The sequence below is a fragment of the Bacillus sp. JUb11 genome (assembly GCF_024807925.1).
Lineage (GTDB): Bacteria > Bacillota > Bacilli > Bacillales > Bacillaceae > Bacillus > Bacillus altitudinis.
In genome coordinates this window covers 23,504-47,196 of record NZ_JANUEZ010000010.1, presented here as the reverse complement: position 1 = coordinate 47,196, position 23,693 = coordinate 23,504, and the positions used below count along the sequence as shown (strand labels likewise).

The following is a 23,693-nucleotide window of genomic DNA, read 5'->3' as shown; positions in this document are numbered from 1 at the left end:
ATGAAACAAGTTCCTTGAAAAGAAGGACAAACCATGATTAAATGCAAAAAAGGATTTTTCATTCAGCTATGAGCAAAACAGTTGAAAGTCAAAATAGGTCAGAGTATACTATAGTCAAAGATGGTCAAACAACAGACCATTTTATTTAACATTCATTGGTCAAATAAAGTCAAACTTTATTTTAAGGAGGTCATGGCTCATGCGTTGTCAACATTGTCAAGTAAATGAAGCAACTATTCGCCTGAATATGCAAGTAAATTCGTCCCGTAGCCAAATGGTTTTATGTGAAGACTGCTATACCTCTTTGATGGAACAGTCAAAAATGAAAATGGGTCCTAACCTTTTCGGGGGCGGTTCATTCTTCTCTGAGCAAGCAGGACATGCGACGAGCCAAGAGCGGCCTAAACAAAAAGGCTTACTCGATGAGCTTGGCCGGAACTTAACGGATGGCGCACATGCTGGTTTAATCGATCCTGTCATTGGCCGTGATGAAGAAGTCACAAGAGTCATTGAGATTTTAAATAGAAGAAATAAAAACAATCCTGTCCTCATTGGTGAACCTGGTGTTGGTAAAACGGCCATAGCCGAAGGACTAGCACTAAAAATTGCAAATGGAGATGTACCAAATAAATTAAAGAACAAACAAGTTTATTTATTAGATGTCTCTTCACTTGTGGCAAACACAGGTGTACGTGGTCAATTTGAGGAACGGATGAAGCAATTAATCAAAGAATTGCAAAGCCGTAAAAATATCATCTTATTCGTTGATGAAATTCATCTTCTTGTAGGCGCAGGCTCTGCCGAAGGGTCAATGGATGCCGGAAACATTTTGAAACCAGCTCTAGCTCGAGGGGAACTGCAGCTAGTAGGTGCGACAACATTAAAAGAGTATCGTCAGATTGAAAAAGATGCTGCCCTTGAACGCAGGTTCCAACCTGTCATCGTTGATGAGCCAACACAGGATGAAGCATTCGAGATCTTAAAAGGCATTCAGGATAAGTATGAAGCCTATCATGGCGTCACCTATTCTGACGAAGCCATTAAAGCGTGTGTTCAATTATCTTCGCGGTATATTCAAGACCGCCACTTGCCAGATAAAGCCATTGATTTAATGGATGAAGCAGGTTCAAAAGCGAATCTCTCCATTGATGCAGCAAGTGAAGATGAATTAACAAACCGTCTTGCGCAAATTGCCGCTGAAAAACAAGCCGCTTTAAATGAAGAACGCTATGAAAAAGCAGCGAAGCTTCGAGACGAAGAAGAAGCGATTGAAGCGAGATTGCAAAACAAAACAAATGACAAAGAACATGTCGTCACAGCTGAGGACATTCAGTCGATTGTAGAACAAAAAACAGGTATCCCTGTCGGCAAACTACAAGCAGACGAACAAACAAAAATGAAAGAAATTGATGTCCGCTTAAAAGCCCGCGTCATTGGTCAGGAACATGCGGTTGAAAAAGTGGCGAAAGCCGTAAAAAGAAGCAGAGCCGGCTTAAAATCAAAACACAGACCAACTGGCTCCTTCCTATTCGTTGGGCCAACAGGCGTCGGGAAAACCGAATTGTCTAAAACATTAGCGGAAGAATTATTTGGCTCAAAAGAAGCGATCATTCGTTTAGATATGAGTGAATACATGGAGAAACATTCCGTGTCCAAAATCATCGGTTCTCCTCCTGGTTACGTTGGACATGATGAAGCCGGACAGCTCACGGAAAAGGTTCGCAGAAAACCATACAGCATCATTTTGCTCGATGAAATCGAAAAAGCGCACCCTGATGTCCAGCATATGTTCCTTCAAATCATGGAAGATGGCCGTCTAACAGACAGCCAAGGCAGAACCGTCAGCTTTAAAGACACAGTCATCATTATGACAAGTAACGCTGGCAGCACAGATAAAAAAGCAGTCAAAGTCGGATTCCAGTCTGAACAAGAAGAAGCCATCGAAGAACAATCATTGATTGATTCACTGAGCGCTTATTTCAAACCGGAATTCTTGAACCGTTTTGACAGCATCATTCAGTTTGATTCATTAGATAAAGACGATTTAGTCAAAATTGTGGATCTTCTACTCAAAGATTTGTCAGAGCAGTTAAAAGAACAAAATCTAACTGTTCACGTCACAAACGAAGCGAAAGAAAAAATCGCTGAACTTGGTTATCATCCAGCATTTGGGGCTCGTCCGTTACGAAGAACGATTCAAGAGCATGTTGAGGATCAAATGACGGACATCTTGCTTGAAGAAGAACAACTTACTGGATTTACAGTCGATGTTGAACATGACGAAATTGTTGTGAAAAAGAGCTAAGTACATCCTAAGGAGGATCTTCAGCTCCATCATGTTGCAGTGTCTAAATTCCATCTGAGCGCCGACGCTCCCCCGCCTCTTTTCCTTTACGATAAAAGAAAAAGAGGTGGATTACATGGATCACATGATCAATTGGAACTACGATTTGATCAAAATCATACATGAAGAAAAATTAAAAGAATTGCTCTTAGATGAAACAGCTCAAAAAAGATGAAGTTTCCAGATTGTTGACAAAGGGCTAAAATGAACTTGATTTTAGCCCTTTGTCTTCTTTTCAGCGTGATAGAAAACCTTTGCAGTCTAGGAAGGACAGCTACTTGTGCGGAGCGAATTTGGCATTCGTGAGCACCAGAGCGCAGGACTGACAAAGAATGCGAGGGTTTGTCTACACGCTGAAAACTCCCTTTTATATGAGGGAGTTTCTTTTTTTACGGCTTTCAGAAAGCGCTTTCGTCAAAATTTCTTCACATAAACTGTCTTAATTTTATATTCTGACTAAAACCCTTCTAGAAGACACCGATATTAACTATAGAAAAAGATAGTTAAAGGATTTGGTGAGATAATGGACAAAACATCGTTAATTGGTATTATTTTAGCATTTATTGCACTGAGTGTCGGTATGGTTTTGAAAGGTGTGAGTCTAACCGCTCTTATCAACCCGGCGGCTATATTGATCATTGTGGTTGGGACAATTTCAGCTGTTGTCATTGCCTTCCCATCTAGTGAAATTAAGAAAACACCAAAATTATTCGGCAAAATTTTCAAAGATAGCAAGCTTCCAACGATACAAGAAATGATTCCTCTATTTTCAAACTGGGCACAAATTGCTCGTCGTGAAGGTCTTTTGGCATTAGAGGCAAATCTTGAGGAAGTCGATGACGATTTTCTAAAGAACGGCTTAAGCATGGCAGTTGACGGTCAAAGTGCTGAATTTATTCGCGACGTCTTAACTGAAGAAGTCGATGCCATGTCGGAGAGACATCAGTCAGGCGCATTAATCTTTACACAAGCTGGTACATACGCTCCGACTCTAGGGGTACTTGGTGCCGTTGTCGGACTTATTGCCGCACTTGCAAACATGGGAGACATTGAAGCACTTGGACATGCGATTAGTGCTGCCTTCGTCGCCACACTGCTTGGGATTTTTACAGGGTATGTGTTGTGGCATCCATTTGCCAACAAGCTGAAGCGTAAATCAAAGGAAGAAGTAAAGCTTCGTCTCATTATGATTGAAGGGATTCTTTCTGTCCTTGAAGGCCAGTCTCCAAAGGTCATTGAGCAAAAACTTCTGATGTACTTACCAGCAAAAGAACGTGCAAATCTTGTCATTGAAGAAGGAGAAAAACAGAATGGCTAGGAAACGTAAAAAACATGATCATGAAGACCATGTAGATGAGTCTTGGCTGATCCCTTACGCCGATCTTCTTACGCTTCTTCTCGCCCTCTTCATTGTGCTGTTTGCATCTAGCTCCATTGATGCGGCAAAATATGAACAGATGGCTAAATCGTTTAATGTTGTCTTTACTGGCGGCACTGGCGTAATGGACCAATCAAGCATGCAGAGCACCGAAGAAACAGAAAACAGCAATCAAACCAAAAAATCAGCAGAAGATGAAGAAGAAGAAGCAAAAGCGAAAGCTCGTGACCAAGCGGTATTAACAAAGGTTAAAAAGCAAGTAGATTCATTCATTGCGGATAAAAAACTTGGTTCGAAGCTTGAAACAAAGCTGACGGATGAAGGTCTGCTTATTACAATTGAAGACAGCATCTTCTTTGATTCTGGGCGAGCGGTGATCCGCTCGCAGGATGTTCCGTTAGCCAAAGAAATATCCAAGTTGCTCGTCATTAACCCTGCTCGTGACATCGTCATTAGCGGACATACAGATAACGTTCCGATTCGGAATTCTGAATTTGAATCCAACTGGTATTTAAGCGCCATTCGTGCGGTCAACTTTTTAAATATTCTCCTTGAAAACAGCAACCTAGACCAAGAGAACTTTAGCACAAAAGGTTACGGTGAATTTAAACCGATTGCCTCTAACGATACCGCAGAAGGCAGAAGTAAAAACAGACGCGTCGAAGTTCTTATTTTGCCAATTGAGAAAAAAGCAAAATAAATAGGAAGCCACTAGCTTCCTTTCAGATCATGACAAAGGGCTAAAATGATGTTTATTTTAGTCCTTTGTTTTTCTTATGAGCGCGATTGAAAGCGCTTGTCGTTTATCGGTGCGCAGGACTGACACCATATGCGAGGATTAGTCTACATACTAAAAAGGAAGCCAACGGCTTCCCTTTTTATGTGTTTATTCTTTATGATCATATAAATGCTTGGCACGCAGTCCTACATGTTTAAGCATATCGATGCAGGCATCCTTTTCCTCTTCACTAAGCACACTGATCATCTCGTGAATCTCTTTTGCATGATCTGGGAAGATGTCATCAAGTAAAGCTCTTCCCTGCTCCGTAATATGTGCAAATGTCACCCTGCGGTCTTCTGCACAAGCTTTCCGGCTAAGGAGTTCTTTTTTCTCCAATTTATCAACCACATACGTGATGCTTCCGCTTGCGAGTAAGATCTTATCACCTATTTGCTGAAGCGGCTGATCACCTTTATGATACAGCAATTCTAATACAGCAAATTCAGTCGGATTCAGACCGTGCTTCACAATATGTTTGTTCATGTGGTGATTAATGGAGCGATAGGCACGTGATAGTACAATAAATAATTTCAAAGATTTCTCAACATTATGATTTTCCATTTTTTATCATCCTTTATGAAATGCAACCCACTAATGTGACATTAATAAACAATAAGTAAAATGTCAACATGTTGATCCATTTTTTGCATGAAAAAGAGACCAGAACGAATCACCTAATTTTTTAAAAATCTCACAAGTCATCGTAATAAAGATAGGTTCAATGCTATAATAAGTCTATTAGGTAATACGTTGGAGCGATGAATCATGAGTATACTGAAAGGGTTTTGGAAGAAGATCAAGCTTTACCTTATTTTGGTCGTGATTCCAACCCTCATCATTAGTTATTTTATCTACGAAAAAGAAACTGAGAAAATTGATGTAAAAAACAAACAAACCGCTACACTTATGTTAAATATTCACAAAAACCAAATGAATTATTTAATCAGTGAAACAGAAGCAAGATTAACTTCCCTTGCCATGGGATTTGACCAGCCGCTTGAAGCGAAAAGAGTACAAAACATCCTAGAGAAAATCTATAAACAAGAACCTCGTTTTTCAGGCCTGTATCTCCTAGACCAAAAAGGAAATGTCACAGCCAGCACCACACCATTAAAGGAAAAAATCAACCTGTCATTTAGAGATTACTTTAAACGTATTCAAGTCACAAAACAGACCGTCATTACAGATAACTATGTAAGCCGCATTACTAAGCAGCGGATTCTCTCCATTTGTGTCCCTGTTTTGAATGAGAACGACGAAGTCACGGATGTGCTAGTCGCTGCGATTCAAATTGATTATTTAAGAAATATTATGAATGTATTAAACCCAGAGCTTCATTTTAAGATGCTGAATCAAAATGGAGACGTTGTGTTTACAAGTGGTCCACAGCCAGCATCTGAAAGTGATAGCACCGTGTCTACATATTTAGATGAAAACAGCTGGAAGCTGGAGGTTTTTCCGCAGCGTGCGACAACAAGTGAAGTACTGTCTGTGATGCTGTTTCCTTTATCCAGTGCATTTATTCTCTTAAATATCTTATTCACACTCGTCCAATATATCATTTTAAGACGACAAACCCAGCAGGAACGCCACCAAAATGAAGCACAAAAACTTGAACTCATTGGAACACTTGCGGCAAGTACAGCGCATGAAATTCGCAATCCATTAACAGGCATTAGCGGGTTTATTCAACTTTTGCAAAAGAAGTATCGTTCAGAAGAGGATCAGCTTTATTTTTCTGTCATCGAGGAAGAAATTAAACGGATTAACCAAATCGTCAGTGAGTTTCTTGTGCTAGGAAAACCAACGGCTGAAAAGTGGCAAAATAATTCTGTGAAAGAAATTGTGAGTGAGATCATGCCCATTGTATTTTCTGAGGCGAACCTTTATAATGTCGAGGTTGATTTGCAAATCAATACCATTCAAGATGTTGGCGTGTATTGCACGAAGGATCACATTAAACAAGTGGTATTGAATGTAGCGAAAAACTCGTTAGAAGCGATGCCAAATGGCGGTCATTTGAAGATTGTCATTGAGGCTGAAAAAGAACAGGTCATCATAAAAGTGAAAGATACAGGTGAAGGTATACCAGAAGAGATGCTGAAACATATCTTCCTCCCTTTTATTACGTCGAAGGAAAAAGGAACAGGTCTTGGGCTTGTTGTGTGTAAACGAATCATTTCGATGTATGGGGGGACAATCGATATCGAGAGCGAAGTGAATAAAGGAACAACCGTGATCATCATGCTCCCTTCTGCACACTAATAGCTGACGCATTCATCCGGTTTTGCTAATGGCAAGACCGGTTTTTTGATGTCAATAAGAAGGACGATTGACAGAAAGGAGACTCATTTGTGATACAAGATCATGAAAGGAAGCAACAGATTGTTGTTCATGAAAAAGAAGATACTGATATTCATTCATCAGGTTGTCCAGTTCTTGGCTATATTTAATTGTCGTCTCACCTGTATAGCCTTCTACTTGAGCAGCTTCTACCATTTGTCTTCTCTTTTCATCAATTGACATTAATAGCTGTTCTTTCCGTACATAAATATTCATGATCTCAGCTCCCGCTATGAATTCGTCTGTCTACGCTCTAAATGATCCGACACCAAAATTATACTTTATTTGTAAATTAAATTAAATATGCTTATTTTATTTAATTTTTTACAGCCTAAAGACCTTTTACCCAATGAATTCTGGGGGTAAACTTCAAAATTGGACAGGACTGACACATTGATTAAACAGAATTTTATCCTATGCAGAAGACCAAAATCAACTATTTTCTCTCTCATTTTATGTCTATTTTCCTAAAAAAAAGCTGATCTTCCGCCTCATGCGAAATGATCAGCTCCCACTATTAAACCGTTTCTTCTTCGTAAATTGGCACCCAGCCCTCAGTTGTGACAAATATGCGAACTGCGACGACTTGACGATCTTCTTGAAGTGTAAAGTAGTGACGAATATTCGGGGGCACAGAAATTAAATCACCTGGATTCAGTCTCACATCAAAAAAGACGCCGTCTTTGCCTTGAATGGCAAAGATTCCATGACCGCTCACGATAAATCTGACTTCATCATCCGTATGATGATGCTCACGTTTAAAGTTTTGAAGCAGTTCATCCAGGTTAGGGGTCGCATCTGATAATGAAATCACATCCTGCGCTTTGTATCCTCTTCGCTCAGAGATACTCTTTATTTCCTCTTGAAACACAGTTAAAATTTCTTCCTTTTCATCATCTGTTAAATCGTACTTTTCTGATAACTGTTTTGGTAGTTTTTCAATATCCCAATGTTCATAAATGACCCCTTGCTGTTCTAAATACGCCTGGACCTCTTGTTCGTTCTCAAGTAACGTGTTTTCTTCATTATGAATGTAAATGGTCGCCATGTGTTTTTCCTCCTTTTTATTTAACAAGCTGCTTTTGATAAAGCGCTACTTTCAAATGATAGGTAAATAAAAATTCATAAGCCTCTAAGACTCGTTTGGCTTCAAATGCGGTTTTCCCCCAAACGGTGATGCCATGATTACGAATGAGTACAGCACCAGCATCGTCCGTCAGGTGCACTGCAAATTGCTCTGCAAGGTGCGGAATATGAGCTGGGTTTTCAATAATAGGAACAGCAACTTCTGCATCCTCTTCCCAATAACCAAGCGCTTTAATGATTTCGTTGCCTTTAAAACGAACTTCTCCTTTATCACCATACAGCTCAGAAATGACATTGTTATCGATCGTGTGGACGTGAAGACAACATCCTGCTTTCGTCCGCTCATAAACGTATGTGTGAAGCAGTGTTTCAGCTGATGGCCTGAGCGGCTGATTCGGATGAACCGGCTGACCTGCTGCATCAACAAGAACAAAATCTTCATCGGTTTCTTTTCTTTTATCTTTGCCGCTTGCCGTCACCAAAAACGTGATGGGATCATCCGACACTTTTATCGATAAATTGCCGCTCGTTCCGTAAAACCAGTCTCTTTGTGCCAATTCACGTTTGACGTCTGCTAGTTCCTTCCAGCGTTTACTCTTCTCGTCTGCCATTCCTTCACTTCCTTTATTTGATCAAATTGCGCTTTTAGATCAACAAATGTTTCATACTCTTTATGTACGAGCCCTAGCTCTTTACATTCGTTCAGTAAATAATCACGCGCAAACGTGAGATCCGCATGTTTCGCTGCCTCAATATCAGTCACTGAATCACCTATCATGATAATAAAATCATCTTCCTGCGTCAGTTCTCGAATAATGGAAGGCTTGCAGCAGCCACAGCCATTTTGGCATTCTGAATCACAGGCATGCGGCCATTCAATTTGAATATGGTCTTCTTTAAATGATACATGGTTACAATAAATATTCTCTTGTTCGACAATCCCTTCAAGGATAGGATAGACAAAAAAGTCCATACCGCCGCTGAGTACATAGAAAGGAATGTCTGCTTTTTTGACATCATCGACAAACTGTTCAAATCCTTCACGAATCTCTGTATCCTCTAAAATAAATGACCGAATGGCTTCTTTCTGATCACTCGTCAGTAACTGAAACATCTGCCCGACGCCTTCTTGGATCGTGATCTCTTTTGCTAGAACACCATCCTTCCATTTCGTCCATTCTTTCGGAGCAAACTGTTTCATGATGCGAATGATATTATCATTTTTCGTAATCGTACCATCAAAATCACAACATACAATTGGTTTTTTCATTTATTCTGCTACCCTTCCCCAAAGATCAAGTGCTGCTTGTAAGTCTTGACAAGTTGATGCTTTTTCTTCGATAGACTCTTTTTTGACCACCGCATCAATGATCGAACGAAAGGCTTTCCCTCCTCCAATTGCTCCCCGCGGATGTCCGTGAATTCCCCCGCCTGCATTAATGACATGATCAAGTCCAAAATCTTTGATTAAGATCGGCACCATTCCCGGGTGAATGCCTGCTGAAGGGACAGGAAATGTTTGTTGAACTGTATCCTCTTTCACACATGCTTCGAAAATGCCAATGGCATCTTTTTTCGGAAGGGCGACTGATCCATATGGAGAGGGAAAAAGACTTAAATCAGCGCCAGCATATCGATTTAATTTGCCTAAAAGAAGAGAATGCGAGAACCCATAGTCTGGAGATGATGTCATTGCACCGCTCACTGCCGGATGTGCCATGATCGGCAATGGGATCTCTGGATCTTCAGCCAAGCTTTGCATGACATCAAGTCCATAGGCAAAAACGTTGAATAAAAGCGCATCAGCCCCGAGTTCGGCTGCCTTTCTTGCTCGATCTTTCAAATCAAAAGTTCTACCAGTTAAATTAACAGCATAAAGCGTGCGATGTCCTGTCTCTTCATATGTTTCTTTTAATATCTTTTTTCCTTCCTTGATTCGATCTTCAAAAGGGGCTAATGGGCTTTCAAATAAAATCTCATCATCTTTGATGAAGTCTACTCCACCTAAAGCCTGTAAGCGGAGCTGTTCTTTTAAATCCTCCATATCACGGCCGATCACGCCTTTAAATATACTCATCAATAGTGGCCGATCAAACACGCCTACTTTCTTTCGTATCCCCTCAATGCCAAATACCGGTCCTGGCAGACAGCTTTTAAACCTTTCCAAAAATTCAATATCGACGAGCTTTACTTTCCCATCCAGTGAAAGCTTTCCAAAAATCGTCGTCAACACCGCTGGTATATCAGCTGAAAAGTTAGCCTCAGGATAAGCAATGGTCACCTCTGATTGATACAGACCACCATTTGCGGGAGACTGTTCTTTTACGCTCACCACACGGCCTTTATGTTTTTTCAGCTGCTCCTTTTTGAGCTGCGGCAAGTCCGTCCATGACCCGACCGTTAACCCAAGTGCGATCTGCTCTGCTTTTCGGTCTATTTGTTCATCCTCTCGATGTGTTAGTACGTATGTTGCCAGTAGTTCACTCACTAGGAATCCCCTTTCGATTGCGTCCTGTATATGGTCAATAAAAAAACCTCTTTAAGTGCTTGATCAGCGCGTTAAAGAGGTTTCGTCTCATTCATCCGAATCTTATCTCTCAGCGCTTGCTGCAAGAATTAGCACCGTGCTTCATGGAAGTCGGTTGCCGGGCTTCATTGGGCTAGTCCCTCTGCCTACTCTTGATAAGAATATTCAATTTTCTTAAATATTGCCTGAATTATCGCACCATTTTTTTACGTTGTCAATGGCTTTTTTTCAAATAACTGCAAGGCAGCGATACGATCAGCGGCTTCCTTTAGCCGCTCCTCACTTGTTAAAAGTCCGACTCTGACGTAGCCTTCACCGTGAGCACCAAAGCCATTCCCGGGTGCAACAACAACATGTGCTTTTTCTAATAATACATCAGAAAAAGTTTCAGATGTATACCCTTCAGGCACCTTTAACCAAGCAAAAAACGAGCCCTTTGGCGCACTGACGTCCCAGCCAATCTCTTTGCATGCAGCAATCCAAGTGTTTCGTCTTTTTTCGTACCGATCATTTTGTACTTGTACGCACGTTTGATCGCTTAAAAGTGCTTCTGCTGCTGCATCTTGAGTTGCTTTAAACAGTGACACAAACAGGTGATCCTGATAAAGCTCAATGGCTTCGATAACAGAGGCATTCCCTACTGCAAAACCGACTCTCCAACCAGCCATATTATACGTTTTGGACAATGTATAGATTTCAATACCTGTCTCTTTTGCTCCGTCTATTTGCAGGAAACTAAGGGGCTTTTCGCCGTCAAATCCTATGCCGCCATATGCAAAATCATGGACAACACACATCTTATTTTCACTCGCAAACGCAACAGTATCTTCAAAAAATGTCCGGGTTGCAGTCGCACCAGTCGGATTATTTGGGTAATTTAAGTACATCAATTTTGCTTGATTCTTATCCTGCTCTGACAATTGGTGGTAGTCAGGTAAAAAATCATTTTGTTCAAGAAGAGGCATTGTGACCATGCGAGCTCCGGCAAGCACAGCGCCTGACCAGTAATCAGGATAGCCCGGATCTGGAACAAGCAGCGTATCACCTGGATTCAGTAAACATTGCGGCAATTCGACTAGTCCCGCTTTCCCTCCAAATAAGATGGCAATCTCTGTCTTTGGGTCAAGCGTGACGCCATATTCTCTTTCATAAAAAGCAGCTGCAGCTTTTTTTAGTTTCGCTGTCCCGCGGAATGAGGAGTATTGATGATTTTCAGGTTTTGCTACCGCTTCCTGCATCGCTTTCACAATATGTGGAGGAGTGGGCTGATCAGGATTTCCTTGACCTAAATTAATCACATCTGCCCCTTCCTGCACTTTTTTCTGTACTTTTTGTACAAGCGACGCAAAAAATTGTTTCGGTAAATGTTTCAATACATCCGATTGCTGGAATTCCATTTTTTCACCTTCTATTCAAGTTACGTGACAATACAATCACTGTAATGGATTGTTTTATGAATTGTAAAGCAATTTTGAAAAAAGATTGACATGTGAACTGCAGCTCTGATAATATCTAGAATTAAGAAATGCAAGCAGACATGAAACAATTACATATTGATTTCTCTTATCGAGAGTTGGGCGAGGGATTTGGCCTTTTGACCCCAACAGCAACCGACCGTTAATACCACTGTGAAGTGGGGCGCAGCAAGTACAGCGCCAAGACAATTGTCTTATAGGGCACGGTGCTAATTCCATCAGACGTATGTGCTGAGAGATAAGAGAGGCTTCGAGCATACACGCCATCAAGCCTCTTTCTCTCAGGAGAAAGAGGCTTTTTTATATGATTTGGAGGGGAAGCAATTGGTTACACTTACGGCATCATATGAAGAATTAACAGAAAGTTCGGCAGTTGCACTTGCCATTAGACTTGGATTGATTCAGGAGAGCAGTCATTTAACATGCACTGAAATCGGTGACGGAAATTTAAATTACGTCTTTCATATTTATGATCACAAACAAGCAAAAGGACTGATTATCAAACAGGCCCTTCCTTACGCAAAAGTCGTTGGAGAAAGCTGGCCGCTGACATTAGATCGTGCAAGAATTGAAAGTGCAGCACTCATCAAGCAGTCAGAGTATGCACCTCATCTTGTACCAGCCGTCTATTATTCGGATACAGCTCTTGCAGTGACGGCAATGGAGGATCTATCACACCTTGAAATCGTCAGAAAAGGGCTAATTGCCGGAAAACATTATCCGTATTTATCAGATCATGTCGGAGAATTTTTAGGCAAAACACTATTTTACACGTCTGACTTTGCCACAAATCCTAAAATCAAAAAACAATTCGTGAAACAGTTTACGAACCCTGATCTTTGTGACATTACAGAAAAACTCGTCTTCACAGATCCTTTCTTTGACAGCGAAACGAATGACTTCGAAGAGGAATTAAGAGAAGAGGCACAAGCACTATGGGCTGATCTTGAACTGCAAGCAAAAGCAGCCGAATTGAAACGGATCTTCTTAACCTCTGCTGAAACACTGGTACATGGAGATCTTCATACAGGCAGTATTTTTGCAAACGAAACGGAAACGAAAATCATTGATCCAGAGTTCGCTTTTTACGGTCCTTTCGGATTCGATATCGGTCACTTTATTGCCAATCTGTTCATAAATGCTTTATCTCATGAGAATGAACAGGATCAGCAGCACCTTTTTGATCATGTCGTCAATGTGTGGACAACATTCAAAGAAGTGTTCACAAAAGCATGGAAAGAAGACAGTATTGAAGCGTTTAGTGTATCGGACAGCTTTTTAGAAACAACGTTTGACCGTATTTTAAAAGAAGCCACCGGCTTTGCTGGCTGTGAGCTTGTTCGCCGAACCATCGGTCTTGCGCATGCGGCTGATCTCGATGCGATTCCATCACATTCTAGAAGGCTTCAGCAGAAAAAAGCAGCACTTACACTAGGAAAAACATTCATCAAACAATATCAAGCAGTGGAAACAGCGTCTGACCTCGTCGCATTATTCCAGCAAACTGTAAAGGAGTGACGAGTTTTGTCTAAAGAATTTGAAGTTCCCCGTTCCGTCGAATGGGAAGAAAACCGTATCAACATTTTGAATCAGCAAAAATTACCCGCTGAAACCGTGTTTGAGCATTTATATACAAAAGAAGATGTGTATGATGCCATTGTGACACTAAAAGTACGCGGAGCACCTGCTATTGGCATTACAGCGGCTTTTGGGCTCGCACTCAGTGCACAAGAGATTGATACAGAAGACATTGATCTCTTTAAGCGAGAAGTCGCTCGCCTGAAAGAATATTTAAACAGTGCTCGTCCAACCGCTGTGAATCTTGCCTGGGCATTAGACCGGCTTTATCAGCGCATTGAGCGTGCTGCTTCGGTGAATGCAGCCAAAACTGATCTTGTCCATGAAGCCATTCAAATTCAAATCGAAGATGAAGAAACATGCCGGCAAATCGGTCAAAATGCTCTTCAGCTCTTTAAATCTGGTGATCGAATTATGACCATTTGCAACGCAGGCTCCATTGCCACAAGCCGGTACGGAACAGCGCTTGCACCCTTTTATTTAGCGAAAAAGAAAAACCTCGATCTTCACATTTACGCATGTGAAACACGTCCTGTCCTTCAAGGCGCTCGTCTGACGACATGGGAATTGATGCAGGGTGGCGTAGATGTGACGCTTATCACGGATAATATGGCAGCCCATACGATGAAAGAAAAACAAATTTCTGCCGTTATTGTTGGTGCAGATCGAATCGCTAGAAACGGTGATACAGCAAATAAAATTGGAACGTTAAGTCTGGCTATTTTAGCTAAACACTTTCAAATTCCATTTTTTGTGGCTGCGCCTCTTTCGACCTTTGATGTGTCAACTCAGGATGGGTCAGATATTCCGATTGAAGAACGCGACCCACAGGAAGTAAAGGAATTAAACGGCATCCAAATTGCGCCTCCTGACGTGCAGGTATTTAACCCTGCCTTTGATGTCACTCCTCATCATCTCATTTCCGGGATCATTACAGAAAAAGGCATTATCACTTCCAACTATACAGAAGAGATTGATGCACTATTCACCGAAAGCGTGTCACTTTAATCAAACAAAAGCGCGGGGTTCTTATCATTTAAGAGCACCGCGCTTTTTTGTTTCGTTCGTTTTTGCTAATATTTCTTTTTTCTGTTCTTCTGTCAACACGTTCATTTTGACGCATAGTGATGTGACGGCATACATTTTATCTTTTTTGCCCCATAACATGTTAGCAGCCTCCTTTTTCCCTAGACCAACTTTTTTAGCTTAATAAAAGGATATGTCGCTCACTAAACATTTGGAACAGGTCAATTCATTTATTTTTGAACAAATGGGATGCCTTCTAATTCTAACAGGATCGCTTTCATCCCTGTCTTCGTCCCTGCATAACCAGTCAGAGTCCTGTCTTTTCCAATGACCCGGTGACACGGGATAAAAATAGGCAATGCATTGCGTCTATTAGCTTGTCCAATGGCTCTGACAGCCTTTGGATTGCCGATCGCTTCTGCAATATCAGCATAGCTTTTTGATTCACCATACGGAATAGTAGAAAGTGCCTCCCACACTTGCTCTTGAAACGGAGAGCCTGCTTGCTTGAGCGGGAGATCGAACACTTTCCGATCGCCCTTAAAATATTCATCCAGCTGTTTTTTCGCTTCTTTTAATACAGGCGTGTCTTCTTGTTTAAAACGGTCTCTCTGCTCTTTGACCAAAAACGATTCATCATCAAACTTCACTTCAATGATGGCGCCATCTTTCTCTAGTATGTATAATGCCCCGATTGGTGCGGTATAGACTGTATAATACACATTAAAGCTCCCCTTCTTGTTTCTGCTGCCGGAGTGGAAGCGTGAGATGGAACACTGTTCCGACCCCTTCTTCACTCTCTACTTCAATGGTTCCTTGATGCTCTTCAATAATTTTATAACTAACCATTAACCCAAGTCCAGTGCCTCTTTCTTTTGTTGTATAAAATGGTTCTCCGAGACGCTTTAGTTTATCCTCTGTCATGCCGCAGCCTTCATCACGAAGAGAAATCACAATGTGCTCCTCCCCCTTCCTTTGAATGCTCACGTATACATTTCCTTTCTGAGGCATTACTTCAATCGCATTTTTTAAAATGTTAATAAAGACTTGCTTCAATTGATTTTGTTCACAGTAGATGAGCGGAATATCATCGAGCACATCTAAATGCATTTGTACATTGCCAAGATTGGCCTGTGCGTGAAGAAGGTCCATCGTGTCTTTGACAATTTGCACGACATTTTTTTCTTCATAGATGATGGCCTGCGGTTTCGCTAAAATCAAAAATTCTGTAATGATGGATTCGATTCTTTTTAGCTCCGATGTGATGACATTAAAATAGAGCGAATACTCCCCTTCAATGTTTCCTTTGAGCAGCTGAATGAAGCCTTTTAAAGCCGTCATTGGATTTCTAATTTCATGGGCAATTCCAGCGGCAAGCTCTCCGACAACATGAAGCGTATCCGATTTTCTTACCCGCTCCTCTAATTCCTTGCGCTCAGTCACATCTCTAAAGATGGCCAAATTCATGTTATGAATAATATTTCGTTTAAAAGAAAACTCCAAAATACGTTGATCTGGATGGTTCAGCACAAATGGAACTTCATTGTCCATCTCGTCTAATGACATCGCCTGAGCTGGCTGTGCCAAATTTTCAATTTGATATGGCGCAAGGATATGAAAAAGGTTCATTTCCGTTAAGTGATCATCTTTGAGGCCAAGCAGTTCACTTGCGGATGGATTCACATCAATAATCCGGTATTGATTATCGAAAAGAACAATGCCATCCATAGAGCCATTAAATACTTTACGGAATTTGAGCTCACTTTCTCGCAGCTCCTCTTCCATTCGCTTTCTGTCACTGACATTCCGTAGAATGGTTAAGTGCTGCCCTTCTAATACCGCATGCTTAGAGGTGAACTCAAGCTCTTTGAATTGGCCATTCGCCATTCTAAAGAGGAGTTCTTCTCTGATTTCAAGATTCCTTATATACCGTCTTCTTGTCGGCCGGTATCTGCGATCAGATTTGACTAGAAAATCCATAAGTTTCTTGCCAATCAGCTGATGCATCGGTAATTCAAAAATTCGGCAGGCTGATTCATTTGCCCTGACAATTTCTCCATCATCCGCCCAAATGATGATGGCATCCATCGCATTTTCGAATATTTCTCTAAAACGTTCTTCACTTTTTAGCAGCTTTTCTTCCATTAATCTTTTTTCTGTAATATCACGCATGATGGACATGTAAAAACCACTCATCACATTGGATGTGATGGTCAGTTCGAATAATTTGTGCTGCCCAGATTGAAGGGTAACAGGAAGTTCTCCCTTTGCTTTCCCTGTTTCTTTCAATGAAGTTAAGAGCTGCTGGAGCGCTGGAAGGTTTTCTTCTTCAACAAATTCATTTAAGTAGCGGTCTGTTAAATCTGTTTTTTGAAGTTCAAAGCTCTGGCAAAAAGAGTGATTGGCGTCAATCATACAACCATCCTGATCAAAAATGACCATACCGTCAATCGCTCGATCAAATAAATCTTTAAACAGCTGCTCATTCATCGAACGTTCTCGCTCTAATATTTTCTTTGAAGAAATATCACGCATGACGACAATATATTGTTGATTCACCACGTCGTGCTCTGCTACAAATTCAATATATTTTGTCTCTCCATTTTCAAGTTGAATGGAGATCTCTCTTTTTAACGTTCCTTTTCGAAAAAAAATCTCAAGCGAGCAGTCAATTTTGTTTTTCGGGATGCCGTATAGGAAATCTAGAACGGATTTATTGAGGAGGTCTTCTTTCGGTGTTTGCACAAGCCTGCATGTCGCTTCATTGGCTTGGATAATGTTGAGGTGCTGATCAAATATAAAAATCGCATCTAACGTCTTATTTAACAGCATTTTGTGCTGTATCAATTCATTTCGCAAATATTCGTTCTCTTTTTCTAATTTTCTGATATTTTTCGCACCATCGAGCGTTTCAGTCATTCTCTTACACTCCTTTTCCAGCCTCATTCCTCTACAATATTTCTACAAGATTTTCATTGTTCCTTCATTCGACTCATAAAAAAAGAGAACTTTTTACACGAGGCTTGCTCATTTGTTTCATTTGGATGACACGATTGTATAACGATTCTCTTTTCTTACGCTTCTTTTACAACCGTTCTACAATTTCACATCAAATAGCGAAATGAGCCAATTTGTATTTTAAAATGGGGCAAATGAGGGAACAGTGCACTTAGAACGTTTATGTTCGAAAAGAAGCAGGAAAGGTGATGTTATGACGTCAACGAGAGACAGTTATTTTGATAATGCAAAATTTCTTCTGATTTTTCTAGTTGTTTTTGGTCATTTGTTACGGTCATTCATACATGATAATGACTGGATACTCTACTTATATAAATTTATTTATACATTCCATATGCCCGCTTTTATATTGGTGTCTGGCTTCTTTGCCAAAGGTTTTAGAAAACCAGGTTTTATGAAAAAAGTCGCAGTTAAGCTGATCATCCCATATTTGATTTTTCAGGTCATCTATTCTGTGTATTATTATTTCTTACAGGATCAAAGCATCTCTAACTTAAATCCGATTGATCCGCAATGGTCTTTATGGTTTTTAATCAGTTTATTCTTTTGGAACTTACTACTCATTCCTTTTTCAAAACTGCCATTCCACTGGGCAATGATTATTAGTTTATCGATGGCGTTACTTGTCGGTTACGTGGACAGCATTAGCGATACGCTCAGCCTATCTCGTACGTTTGTCTTTTTGCCGATGTTTTTAGCTGGCTTTTATTTAAAAAAGCAGCACTTTGAATTTATCCGAACAAGCAATGGCAAACTGACTGCACTTCTTGTACTGATGGCCGTGTTCATGTTTTGCTATTTTTATGAATTCGATTATTCCTTTTTATTTGGGTCACAATCGTACGCTTCTCTTGGAGATGAAGGACTCATTGCAGCGATGAAACGAATGGCATGGTATTTACTTGCATTTGCTGCTACCTTTAGTTTCTTTGCATTAGTCCCTACACGCCGGTTCTTCTTTACCAAATGGGGCACAAGAACGTTATATGTTTATTTACTTCATGGCTTTGTGATTAAGCTTTTAAGAACGACTTGGTTTGATGATTGGGCTCTAAATACGGCAAGTGTATTGATTCTATTGCTACTTACGGTCCTCTTAACCTTTACCCTATCAAGCACATTTGTTAAAACTGTTGCACAACCAGTCATCGAGCTCAAAATGACCAGTCTGATGCGAACCATTACTGGCAGACAAAACAGTTATATTAAATAGAAAAAACGATCTCTCAGGATCGTTTTTTTCTATTTATTTTTGTTTTTCTGTTCAGTGTGACATTCATCGTTTTTTTTAGGCTTCATTAAGGTATCAATCCATTTACTGCTGTTTATATCTCCCAGCTCGCTGCCAAATTCCTCTTCCAAGATATCGGGGTTCATCGGTTTTTTATGGTCTTTCATATCTTTACTTTTCACATGTTTTTTAGTCACGAGATGCTCCCCCCTGTTTACCTTGATGAGAATTTCGGTTCGCTTGGCGGTCTTCTGATTGCTCGTCAAATTGTGTTTGTCCTTGATCGTGTGCCATGCTTTCTGTAGGCGTCATATTATTCGTGAGTGCTTCATTTTTTGCTGTTTTTCTTTTCATTTGTCATCATTCCTTTTTAACATGTTTAGTTCTTCGCTCAATTGATCAAACAGCTCTTTCATTTGTTTGACAGTCACTGGTTTTTCCTCAGGCTTTAACTCATATCCAATTTGCCCATTCGCTTCTAGTGTTGCTTTTTTGAGACTGCAAATGTCTGTGATGCCCTGCTGCTTTAAGCGCATTTTGAATTGATCCCTTGTCAGCCGCGTTTTTTTCAGCTTGTGTTCAAGCATTTCTCCATCCTCTAAAATCACCACAGACTTCCCTGAAACCAATTTTTCAAAAAAATCAAATTGGATCGACAGCTTTTCCATAATCACAAGCGCCACAATAAAAATGGCGGCCGCATAAATGGTTTCAAGTAAATTATGCTCAATAAAGGGTTGGATAATAATCGATCCAATCGAAATCATGATGACTGTCTGTTGAACCGTTAATTGACTAATGGATTTAGGCCCTGCTATTCTCAGCAGCAAAGTACCAACGAGCAGCATTACAATTGCTTTCCATAACACATCCAGCACGTCTCTTTCACCTCTTACCTATAGATTGCGAACATCCTTTGTGATTTAGCCAGTTATATAATGGAAATAAAAAACCAGCATTCAGTAGGAATGCTGGTCTGATTGTCGACAAAGAGTTAAAATGATCGTTATTTTAACTCTTTGTCTTCTTTTCAGCGTGATAGAAAACCTTTGCAGCCCTAGGAAGGACGAGTACTGGCGCGGAGAGAATGTCACATTCGTGAGCACCAGCACGCAGGACTGACAAAGAATGCGAGGGTTTGTCTACACGCTGAAACCAGCATTCAGCAGGAATGCTGGTTAGCCGATGATCACACGCTCTTTCGGATAATGATAATTCGCTTCACTTTCCCGGCGGCCAATTAAATACAAGAAGCTTGGAATTCCAATCCGTCCTATAAACATGACGACCATAATAATACACTTACCAAATACGGACAAGTCAGACGTAATTCCGAGCGACAGTCCTGTTGTTCCGAAGGCAGAACAAACTTCAAATAAAGTTTCAAGAAGTGTATGATGGTCTGATAAAGTTAACAGAAACGTAGCACCAAACACTAAAATAAAGGCCATCATCGTCACCATGAGGGATTTATTAATATCCGCTTGATGAAGCTCTCTTTTAAAGATTTTAATGGACTTATTTCCTCTCGCAAAATGAAACAAAGCAAGTAAATTAAGGGCAAACGTGGTTGTCCGAATTCCGCCCCCTACCGAGCTTGGAGATGCCCCGATAAACATCAGCAAACATAAAAATAAGAGTGTCGGCTCTGTCAATTGCGTAATATCTAATGTCGAAAGCCCGCCACTTCTGGTAGCTGTTGATTGAAACAAAGAATAAAACAAGATTTCATGCCAGCTCTTCCCTAGAAAAGTGAACCGGGCTTCAAGTGCATAAATCCCAATTGCCCCAACGACAACAAGGAGGCCAAACGTGATCGTTGTAATTTTCGTAAACAATGAAAACGATGCATGTTTTCGGTCTTGATTGAATAAATAATCCTTTACTTCGACAAGTACCGGAAAGCCAATAGCGCCAAAAATGATGAGCAGCATCGTGATAAATTGGACGAAATAGTCATCTTTATAAGGAATTAACGAATTCCCAGTAATATCAAAGCCTCCATTGGTTGTGGCACTGATACTAGAGAAAAATCCGTGTAAAAAAGCGCCTTGCACATCGTAATACTTTAGAAAATACATACTTAAAATCAGACCACCTACAAACTCAATCAGCAAGATTAAATATAAGACCTGCTTCATGAGTTTTACAATACCTGATAAGTTGCTCTGGTTTTGGTCTGCCATAATTAATTTTCTTTCTTTAATGCCGATCCTTTTTCGCATAACCAGCCAGACGAATGTACCAAGGGTCATAATGCCGATACCCCCGATTTGCAAAACAAATGCAAGGATCCACATCCCGGTCACACTAAATGTTTGTGACGTATCGACAACAGTCAGACCCGTGACACTGACAGCACTCACAGCTGTAAACAGCGCATCAATAAATGTCCATTTGACTCCTTCTTGGTGAGCCACTGGTAGACTGAGTAGTATGAACGACACGGTCACAGCAAGAAAATAATAAAGGGCAATCAACTGAAAAGCCGACAGCCGGTCGATTAGTTTTTTCATTGGATTCATGGTTATTCCTTCTTTTATCTTTCTTTTCGAATACTATATCATTTTAATGAAAAGAAAGAAGATTTTAAAGGTATTTTGTGCTTTATTTACTTTTTCATCAAAAAGAAAAAGACATCCTTACGCAGAATGTCTTTTGATCTTTCTTATTTTGCTTCTAGTCTTCTAATTCTTTCGTTTAAATCAGGGTGTGTTGAGAAAAGAGAAGCTTTTCTTTTACCACTGATTTTCAGTGTAGCAACAGCTGCTTGATCATCATCTTTAATTCTTGATGTATACGCCTCTAGTGAACGAAGCGCATGAATCATTTTATCTTTTCCTGCAAGGTCCGCACCGCCGCGGTCTGCATGGAATTCGCGATGTCTAGAGTAAGCAAATACGACAAGGCTTCCTAAGATAGAGAAAATAATTTGGAAGACGATCACAGCGATAAAGTGAACAATCGGCACAAGCTCTTCACGTGGAACGAAACGGCTTGCGATCCATGCCGCAATTCTTGAAAGGAAGACAACAAACGTGTTGACGATCCCTTGGAGTAACGTCATTGTAACCATGTCACCGTTCGCTACGTGAGCGACTTCGTGAGCGATAACCCCTTCAACTGCTGCATCATCCATTTCATGAAGCAATCCAGTTGATACGGCAACAAGCGATCTTCTTTTAGAAGGACCTGTCGCAAATGCATTTACTTCAGATGATTGGTAAATACCGACCTCAGGCATTTTAGAAAGGCCTGCTGCTCTTGATAGTCTGTGAACGCGGTCAACAAGCTGCTGCTCATCATATGTTAAAGAATCCTTTTCTGGATTTAACACACGCACACCCATCATCATTTTTGCCATCCAGCGAGACATCGCTAGTGACATAAACGAGCCTACAAAACCAACAACTGCACTGAATACAAGAAGATAAAGGATATTAAGTCTTCCGTCTGCTCCTATATAAGAACCAACACCAGTTGCTGCACTAATAACCGATAGGACAATACCAATCGTAGTGATAACAAGAATGTTCGTTAATATAAACAGAAATATTCTTTTACCCATACATAACCTCCGCTGTCATATTAAGTTCATTTGAACTTATTAATAAAATTATAAAAATAAACGTCTCAAATTGCAAGGAAAAAGGAATCGTTTTACTATGTTTATCATACTGGCTAAAACCTCGTCATTTCAATGATTACGCTACTTGCATCCGCAAACAAGTGAACAAATTGTGACGCAGCGGTCCTATTTTAGTTTATTTTGCATTTTCATTAAAAAGAGATTATGATGTTGAATTAGATCAATAATCACGTTTTTGACGTACAAAATGAGGTGGAACATGGTGACTTTTAAATTAACGAGAATTGACATGACGAGACTTCTGTATTCTCTAAAAGGCGAGGGAGATCTGACTCCGCTTCAGCTTTTGAATTTATCTGTAAAAAGCGATAAGGAACATGAATATGATGAATTAAAAATCCCTTCTTTTTTTGAAAAACTCGAACGGCGGAAGCAAAAATCAGAGCACGGGCTTTCAACGAACGAAATCGTTGAGCTTGGCAACTTGTGTGAGCTGACTTCACTTAAATCAACAGCCATTCAAAACTGGATCAAGCGCGATATTAAAGATATGATCGGCCATCCAGAGCTTGGCAAGAAGTACTCCATTGATCAAGTCGTTATTTTATTAATTGTCCGGGATTTAAAATCAGTATTTGATTTTGATGCTATTCGTACGATTTTATCTGCCTTATTTAATACGATCACAGATCGAACGGATGATATTATCAGCCCCATCCGTTTTTATGAAGCATATGCGCACGTCCTTGATTTTATTTATCACCATACACATTTTCCATTAAAGGAAACGAATTTACGAGAAATGACAGAAGAGCAGACGGACAAGCTACACGAAGAGTTTACAGAATTGACGAAGCCGCAATGGCATTTGATTAAAGGCATTATCAGTTCTACCGTTTTCTCCGTTTTCACTTCTCACTTGCAAAGCACAGCGCAAGAAATGATGTTTAATACGCTTCAGCTGAAAAAGGCTTAAAACTGAGCCCGAGGTGACTTTCATCACCTCGGCTTTTTTGTGCAGCAATTGCCAGCATAATTGCAGGCTGTTTTTTTCAAAATAAGAAGGCGCAACAAACATGAGGTGAAAGGAGGAATATGTGATGGCAAATCGAAATCAACTTCTTGTTCCTGGAGTAGAACAAGCTTTAGATCAATTTAAATACGAGATCGCTCAAGAATTTGGCGTGAATCTCGGTTCAGATACAGTCGCACGTTCAAACGGTTCTGTTGGCGGCGAGATGACAAAAAGACTCGTACAGCAGGCGCAATCTCAAATGGGCCATTCAACTAAATAAAGACATGGTGAAATACGCCGGA

The 23,693-nt window shown here is 40.4% G+C and carries 24 protein-coding genes and 2 riboswitches; of the genes, 9 read left to right on the top strand and 15 right to left on the bottom strand.

The features are described 5' to 3' along the window. Positions 1 to 199: 199 nt before the first annotated feature. The 3 genes from M2369_RS17020 to motB all read left to right on the top strand — a co-directional run bounded on the left by M2369_RS17020 (position 200) and on the right by motB (position 4,422). On the top strand, positions 200 to 2,305 hold the full coding sequence (locus tag M2369_RS17020; protein ID WP_039169142.1) for an ATP-dependent Clp protease ATP-binding subunit: 2,106 nt from the start codon (positions 200 to 202) through the stop codon (positions 2,303 to 2,305). A gap of 562 nt (positions 2,306 to 2,867) precedes the next feature. After that, complete coding sequence (motA, locus tag M2369_RS17015; protein WP_008346088.1) at positions 2,868 to 3,662, top strand: flagellar motor stator protein MotA; 795 nt, start codon at positions 2,868 to 2,870, stop codon at positions 3,660 to 3,662. Next, positions 3,655 to 4,422, top strand: a complete 768-nt coding sequence (gene motB / locus M2369_RS17010; protein ID WP_024719648.1) for a flagellar motor protein MotB — start codon at positions 3,655 to 3,657, stop codon at positions 4,420 to 4,422. Before motA ends, motB begins: the two co-directional genes overlap by 8 nt. 186 nt (positions 4,423 to 4,608) lie before the next feature. Here motB and mhqR read toward each other — a convergent pair whose 3' ends face one another. Then, positions 4,609 to 5,064 (bottom strand): MarR family transcriptional regulator MhqR, encoded by a 456-nt coding sequence (gene mhqR, locus M2369_RS17005; protein WP_003211701.1) that lies wholly within the window; start codon positions 5,062 to 5,064, stop codon positions 4,609 to 4,611. Positions 5,065 to 5,268: 204 nt separating this feature from the next. Here mhqR and M2369_RS17000 point away from each other — a divergent pair, with 204 nt between their 5' ends. Beyond that, a complete protein-coding gene (locus tag M2369_RS17000) occupies positions 5,269 to 6,768 on the top strand; it encodes a sporulation kinase KinD (RefSeq protein ID WP_007498739.1) in 1,500 nt (499 codons plus the stop codon). A gap of 51 nt (positions 6,769 to 6,819) precedes the next feature. Here M2369_RS17000 and M2369_RS16995 read toward each other — a convergent pair whose 3' ends face one another. From M2369_RS16995 to M2369_RS16970, 6 genes are all read right to left on the bottom strand, one after another. After that, positions 6,820 to 7,062 (bottom strand): aspartyl-phosphate phosphatase Spo0E family protein, encoded by a 243-nt coding sequence (locus M2369_RS16995; RefSeq protein ID WP_008346101.1) that lies wholly within the window; start codon positions 7,060 to 7,062, stop codon positions 6,820 to 6,822. Between the two features lie 301 nt (positions 7,063 to 7,363). Then, complete coding sequence (locus M2369_RS16990; RefSeq protein WP_024719646.1) at positions 7,364 to 7,894, bottom strand: 1,2-dihydroxy-3-keto-5-methylthiopentene dioxygenase; 531 nt, start codon at positions 7,892 to 7,894, stop codon at positions 7,364 to 7,366. A gap of 16 nt (positions 7,895 to 7,910) precedes the next feature. Then, a complete protein-coding gene (locus tag M2369_RS16985; RefSeq protein ID WP_017367124.1) occupies positions 7,911 to 8,543 on the bottom strand; it encodes a methylthioribulose 1-phosphate dehydratase in 633 nt (210 codons plus the stop codon). Then, positions 8,507 to 9,202, bottom strand: coding sequence for a 2-hydroxy-3-keto-5-methylthiopentenyl-1-phosphate phosphatase (locus M2369_RS16980; RefSeq protein WP_041507394.1), 696 nt, complete (start codon positions 9,200 to 9,202; stop codon positions 8,507 to 8,509). Before M2369_RS16980 ends, M2369_RS16985 begins: the two co-directional genes overlap by 37 nt. Further along, a complete protein-coding gene (gene mtnW / locus M2369_RS16975) occupies positions 9,203 to 10,420 on the bottom strand; it encodes a 2,3-diketo-5-methylthiopentyl-1-phosphate enolase (protein WP_259255141.1) in 1,218 nt (405 codons plus the stop codon). It lies immediately after the preceding gene. A gap of 99 nt (positions 10,421 to 10,519) precedes the next feature. Beyond that, positions 10,520 to 10,621: riboswitch (SAM riboswitch) on the bottom strand. A gap of 44 nt (positions 10,622 to 10,665) precedes the next feature. After that, entirely contained in the window at positions 10,666 to 11,856 is a 1,191-nt protein-coding gene (locus tag M2369_RS16970) for a pyridoxal phosphate-dependent aminotransferase (protein WP_138278451.1), read from the bottom strand. Positions 11,857 to 12,020: 164 nt separating this feature from the next. Continuing rightward, positions 12,021 to 12,178, top strand: a riboswitch (SAM riboswitch). A gap of 80 nt (positions 12,179 to 12,258) precedes the next feature. On the opposite strand from M2369_RS16970, the gene mtnK reads away from it, so the two are divergent. Further along, positions 12,259 to 13,452, top strand: a complete 1,194-nt coding sequence (gene mtnK, locus M2369_RS16965) for an S-methyl-5-thioribose kinase (RefSeq protein ID WP_259255140.1) — start codon at positions 12,259 to 12,261, stop codon at positions 13,450 to 13,452. A 6-nt stretch (positions 13,453 to 13,458) separates the two neighbouring features. Then, positions 13,459 to 14,520 carry an S-methyl-5-thioribose-1-phosphate isomerase gene (gene mtnA / locus M2369_RS16960; RefSeq protein ID WP_017367119.1) on the top strand — a complete coding sequence of 354 codons (1,062 nt, stop codon included), beginning with the start codon at positions 13,459 to 13,461 and terminating at the stop codon, positions 14,518 to 14,520. Between the two features lie 24 nt (positions 14,521 to 14,544). Here the strand turns inward: mtnA and M2369_RS16955 are convergent, their stop codons facing one another. From M2369_RS16955 to M2369_RS16945, 3 genes are all read right to left on the bottom strand, one after another. After that, positions 14,545 to 14,679 (bottom strand): hypothetical protein, encoded by a 135-nt coding sequence (locus tag M2369_RS16955; RefSeq protein WP_017359454.1) that lies wholly within the window; start codon positions 14,677 to 14,679, stop codon positions 14,545 to 14,547. Between the two features lie 89 nt (positions 14,680 to 14,768). Continuing rightward, positions 14,769 to 15,260 (bottom strand): methylated-DNA--[protein]-cysteine S-methyltransferase, encoded by a 492-nt coding sequence (locus M2369_RS16950; RefSeq protein ID WP_058337424.1) that lies wholly within the window; start codon positions 15,258 to 15,260, stop codon positions 14,769 to 14,771. Between the two features lies 1 nt (position 15,261). Then, positions 15,262 to 17,457: a PAS domain-containing sensor histidine kinase gene (locus tag M2369_RS16945; RefSeq protein ID WP_024719640.1), complete on the bottom strand. Its 2,196-nt coding sequence runs from the start codon at positions 17,455 to 17,457 to the stop codon at positions 15,262 to 15,264. A gap of 292 nt (positions 17,458 to 17,749) precedes the next feature. Here M2369_RS16945 and M2369_RS16940 point away from each other — a divergent pair, with 292 nt between their 5' ends. Continuing rightward, positions 17,750 to 18,769, top strand: a complete 1,020-nt coding sequence (locus tag M2369_RS16940) for an acyltransferase family protein (protein ID WP_259255137.1) — start codon at positions 17,750 to 17,752, stop codon at positions 18,767 to 18,769. A gap of 29 nt (positions 18,770 to 18,798) precedes the next feature. Here the strand turns inward: M2369_RS16940 and M2369_RS16935 are convergent, their stop codons facing one another. From M2369_RS16935 to htpX, 5 genes are all read right to left on the bottom strand, one after another. Then, complete coding sequence (locus tag M2369_RS16935) at positions 18,799 to 18,984, bottom strand: hypothetical protein (protein WP_039169158.1); 186 nt, start codon at positions 18,982 to 18,984, stop codon at positions 18,799 to 18,801. Next, positions 18,977 to 19,141 carry a hypothetical protein gene (locus M2369_RS16930; protein WP_008346124.1) on the bottom strand — a complete coding sequence of 55 codons (165 nt, stop codon included), beginning with the start codon at positions 19,139 to 19,141 and terminating at the stop codon, positions 18,977 to 18,979. The genes M2369_RS16935 and M2369_RS16930 overlap by 8 nt, the downstream gene beginning before the upstream one ends. Continuing rightward, positions 19,138 to 19,665 (bottom strand): DUF421 domain-containing protein, encoded by a 528-nt coding sequence (locus M2369_RS16925; protein WP_008346127.1) that lies wholly within the window; start codon positions 19,663 to 19,665, stop codon positions 19,138 to 19,140. The genes M2369_RS16930 and M2369_RS16925 overlap by 4 nt, the downstream gene beginning before the upstream one ends. A gap of 300 nt (positions 19,666 to 19,965) precedes the next feature. Continuing rightward, positions 19,966 to 21,312 (bottom strand): TrkH family potassium uptake protein, encoded by a 1,347-nt coding sequence (locus M2369_RS16920; RefSeq protein ID WP_007498761.1) that lies wholly within the window; start codon positions 21,310 to 21,312, stop codon positions 19,966 to 19,968. A gap of 143 nt (positions 21,313 to 21,455) precedes the next feature. After that, a complete protein-coding gene (gene htpX / locus M2369_RS16915) occupies positions 21,456 to 22,355 on the bottom strand; it encodes a protease HtpX (protein ID WP_008346130.1) in 900 nt (299 codons plus the stop codon). Positions 22,356 to 22,635: 280 nt separating this feature from the next. Between htpX and M2369_RS16910 the strand changes: the two genes are divergently transcribed. Further along, a complete protein-coding gene (locus tag M2369_RS16910; protein ID WP_024719639.1) occupies positions 22,636 to 23,352 on the top strand; it encodes a DUF1836 domain-containing protein in 717 nt (238 codons plus the stop codon). Positions 23,353 to 23,476: 124 nt separating this feature from the next. Continuing rightward, a complete protein-coding gene (locus M2369_RS16905; RefSeq protein WP_008346135.1) occupies positions 23,477 to 23,671 on the top strand; it encodes an alpha/beta-type small acid-soluble spore protein in 195 nt (64 codons plus the stop codon). Positions 23,672 to 23,693: the final 22 nt, after the last annotated feature.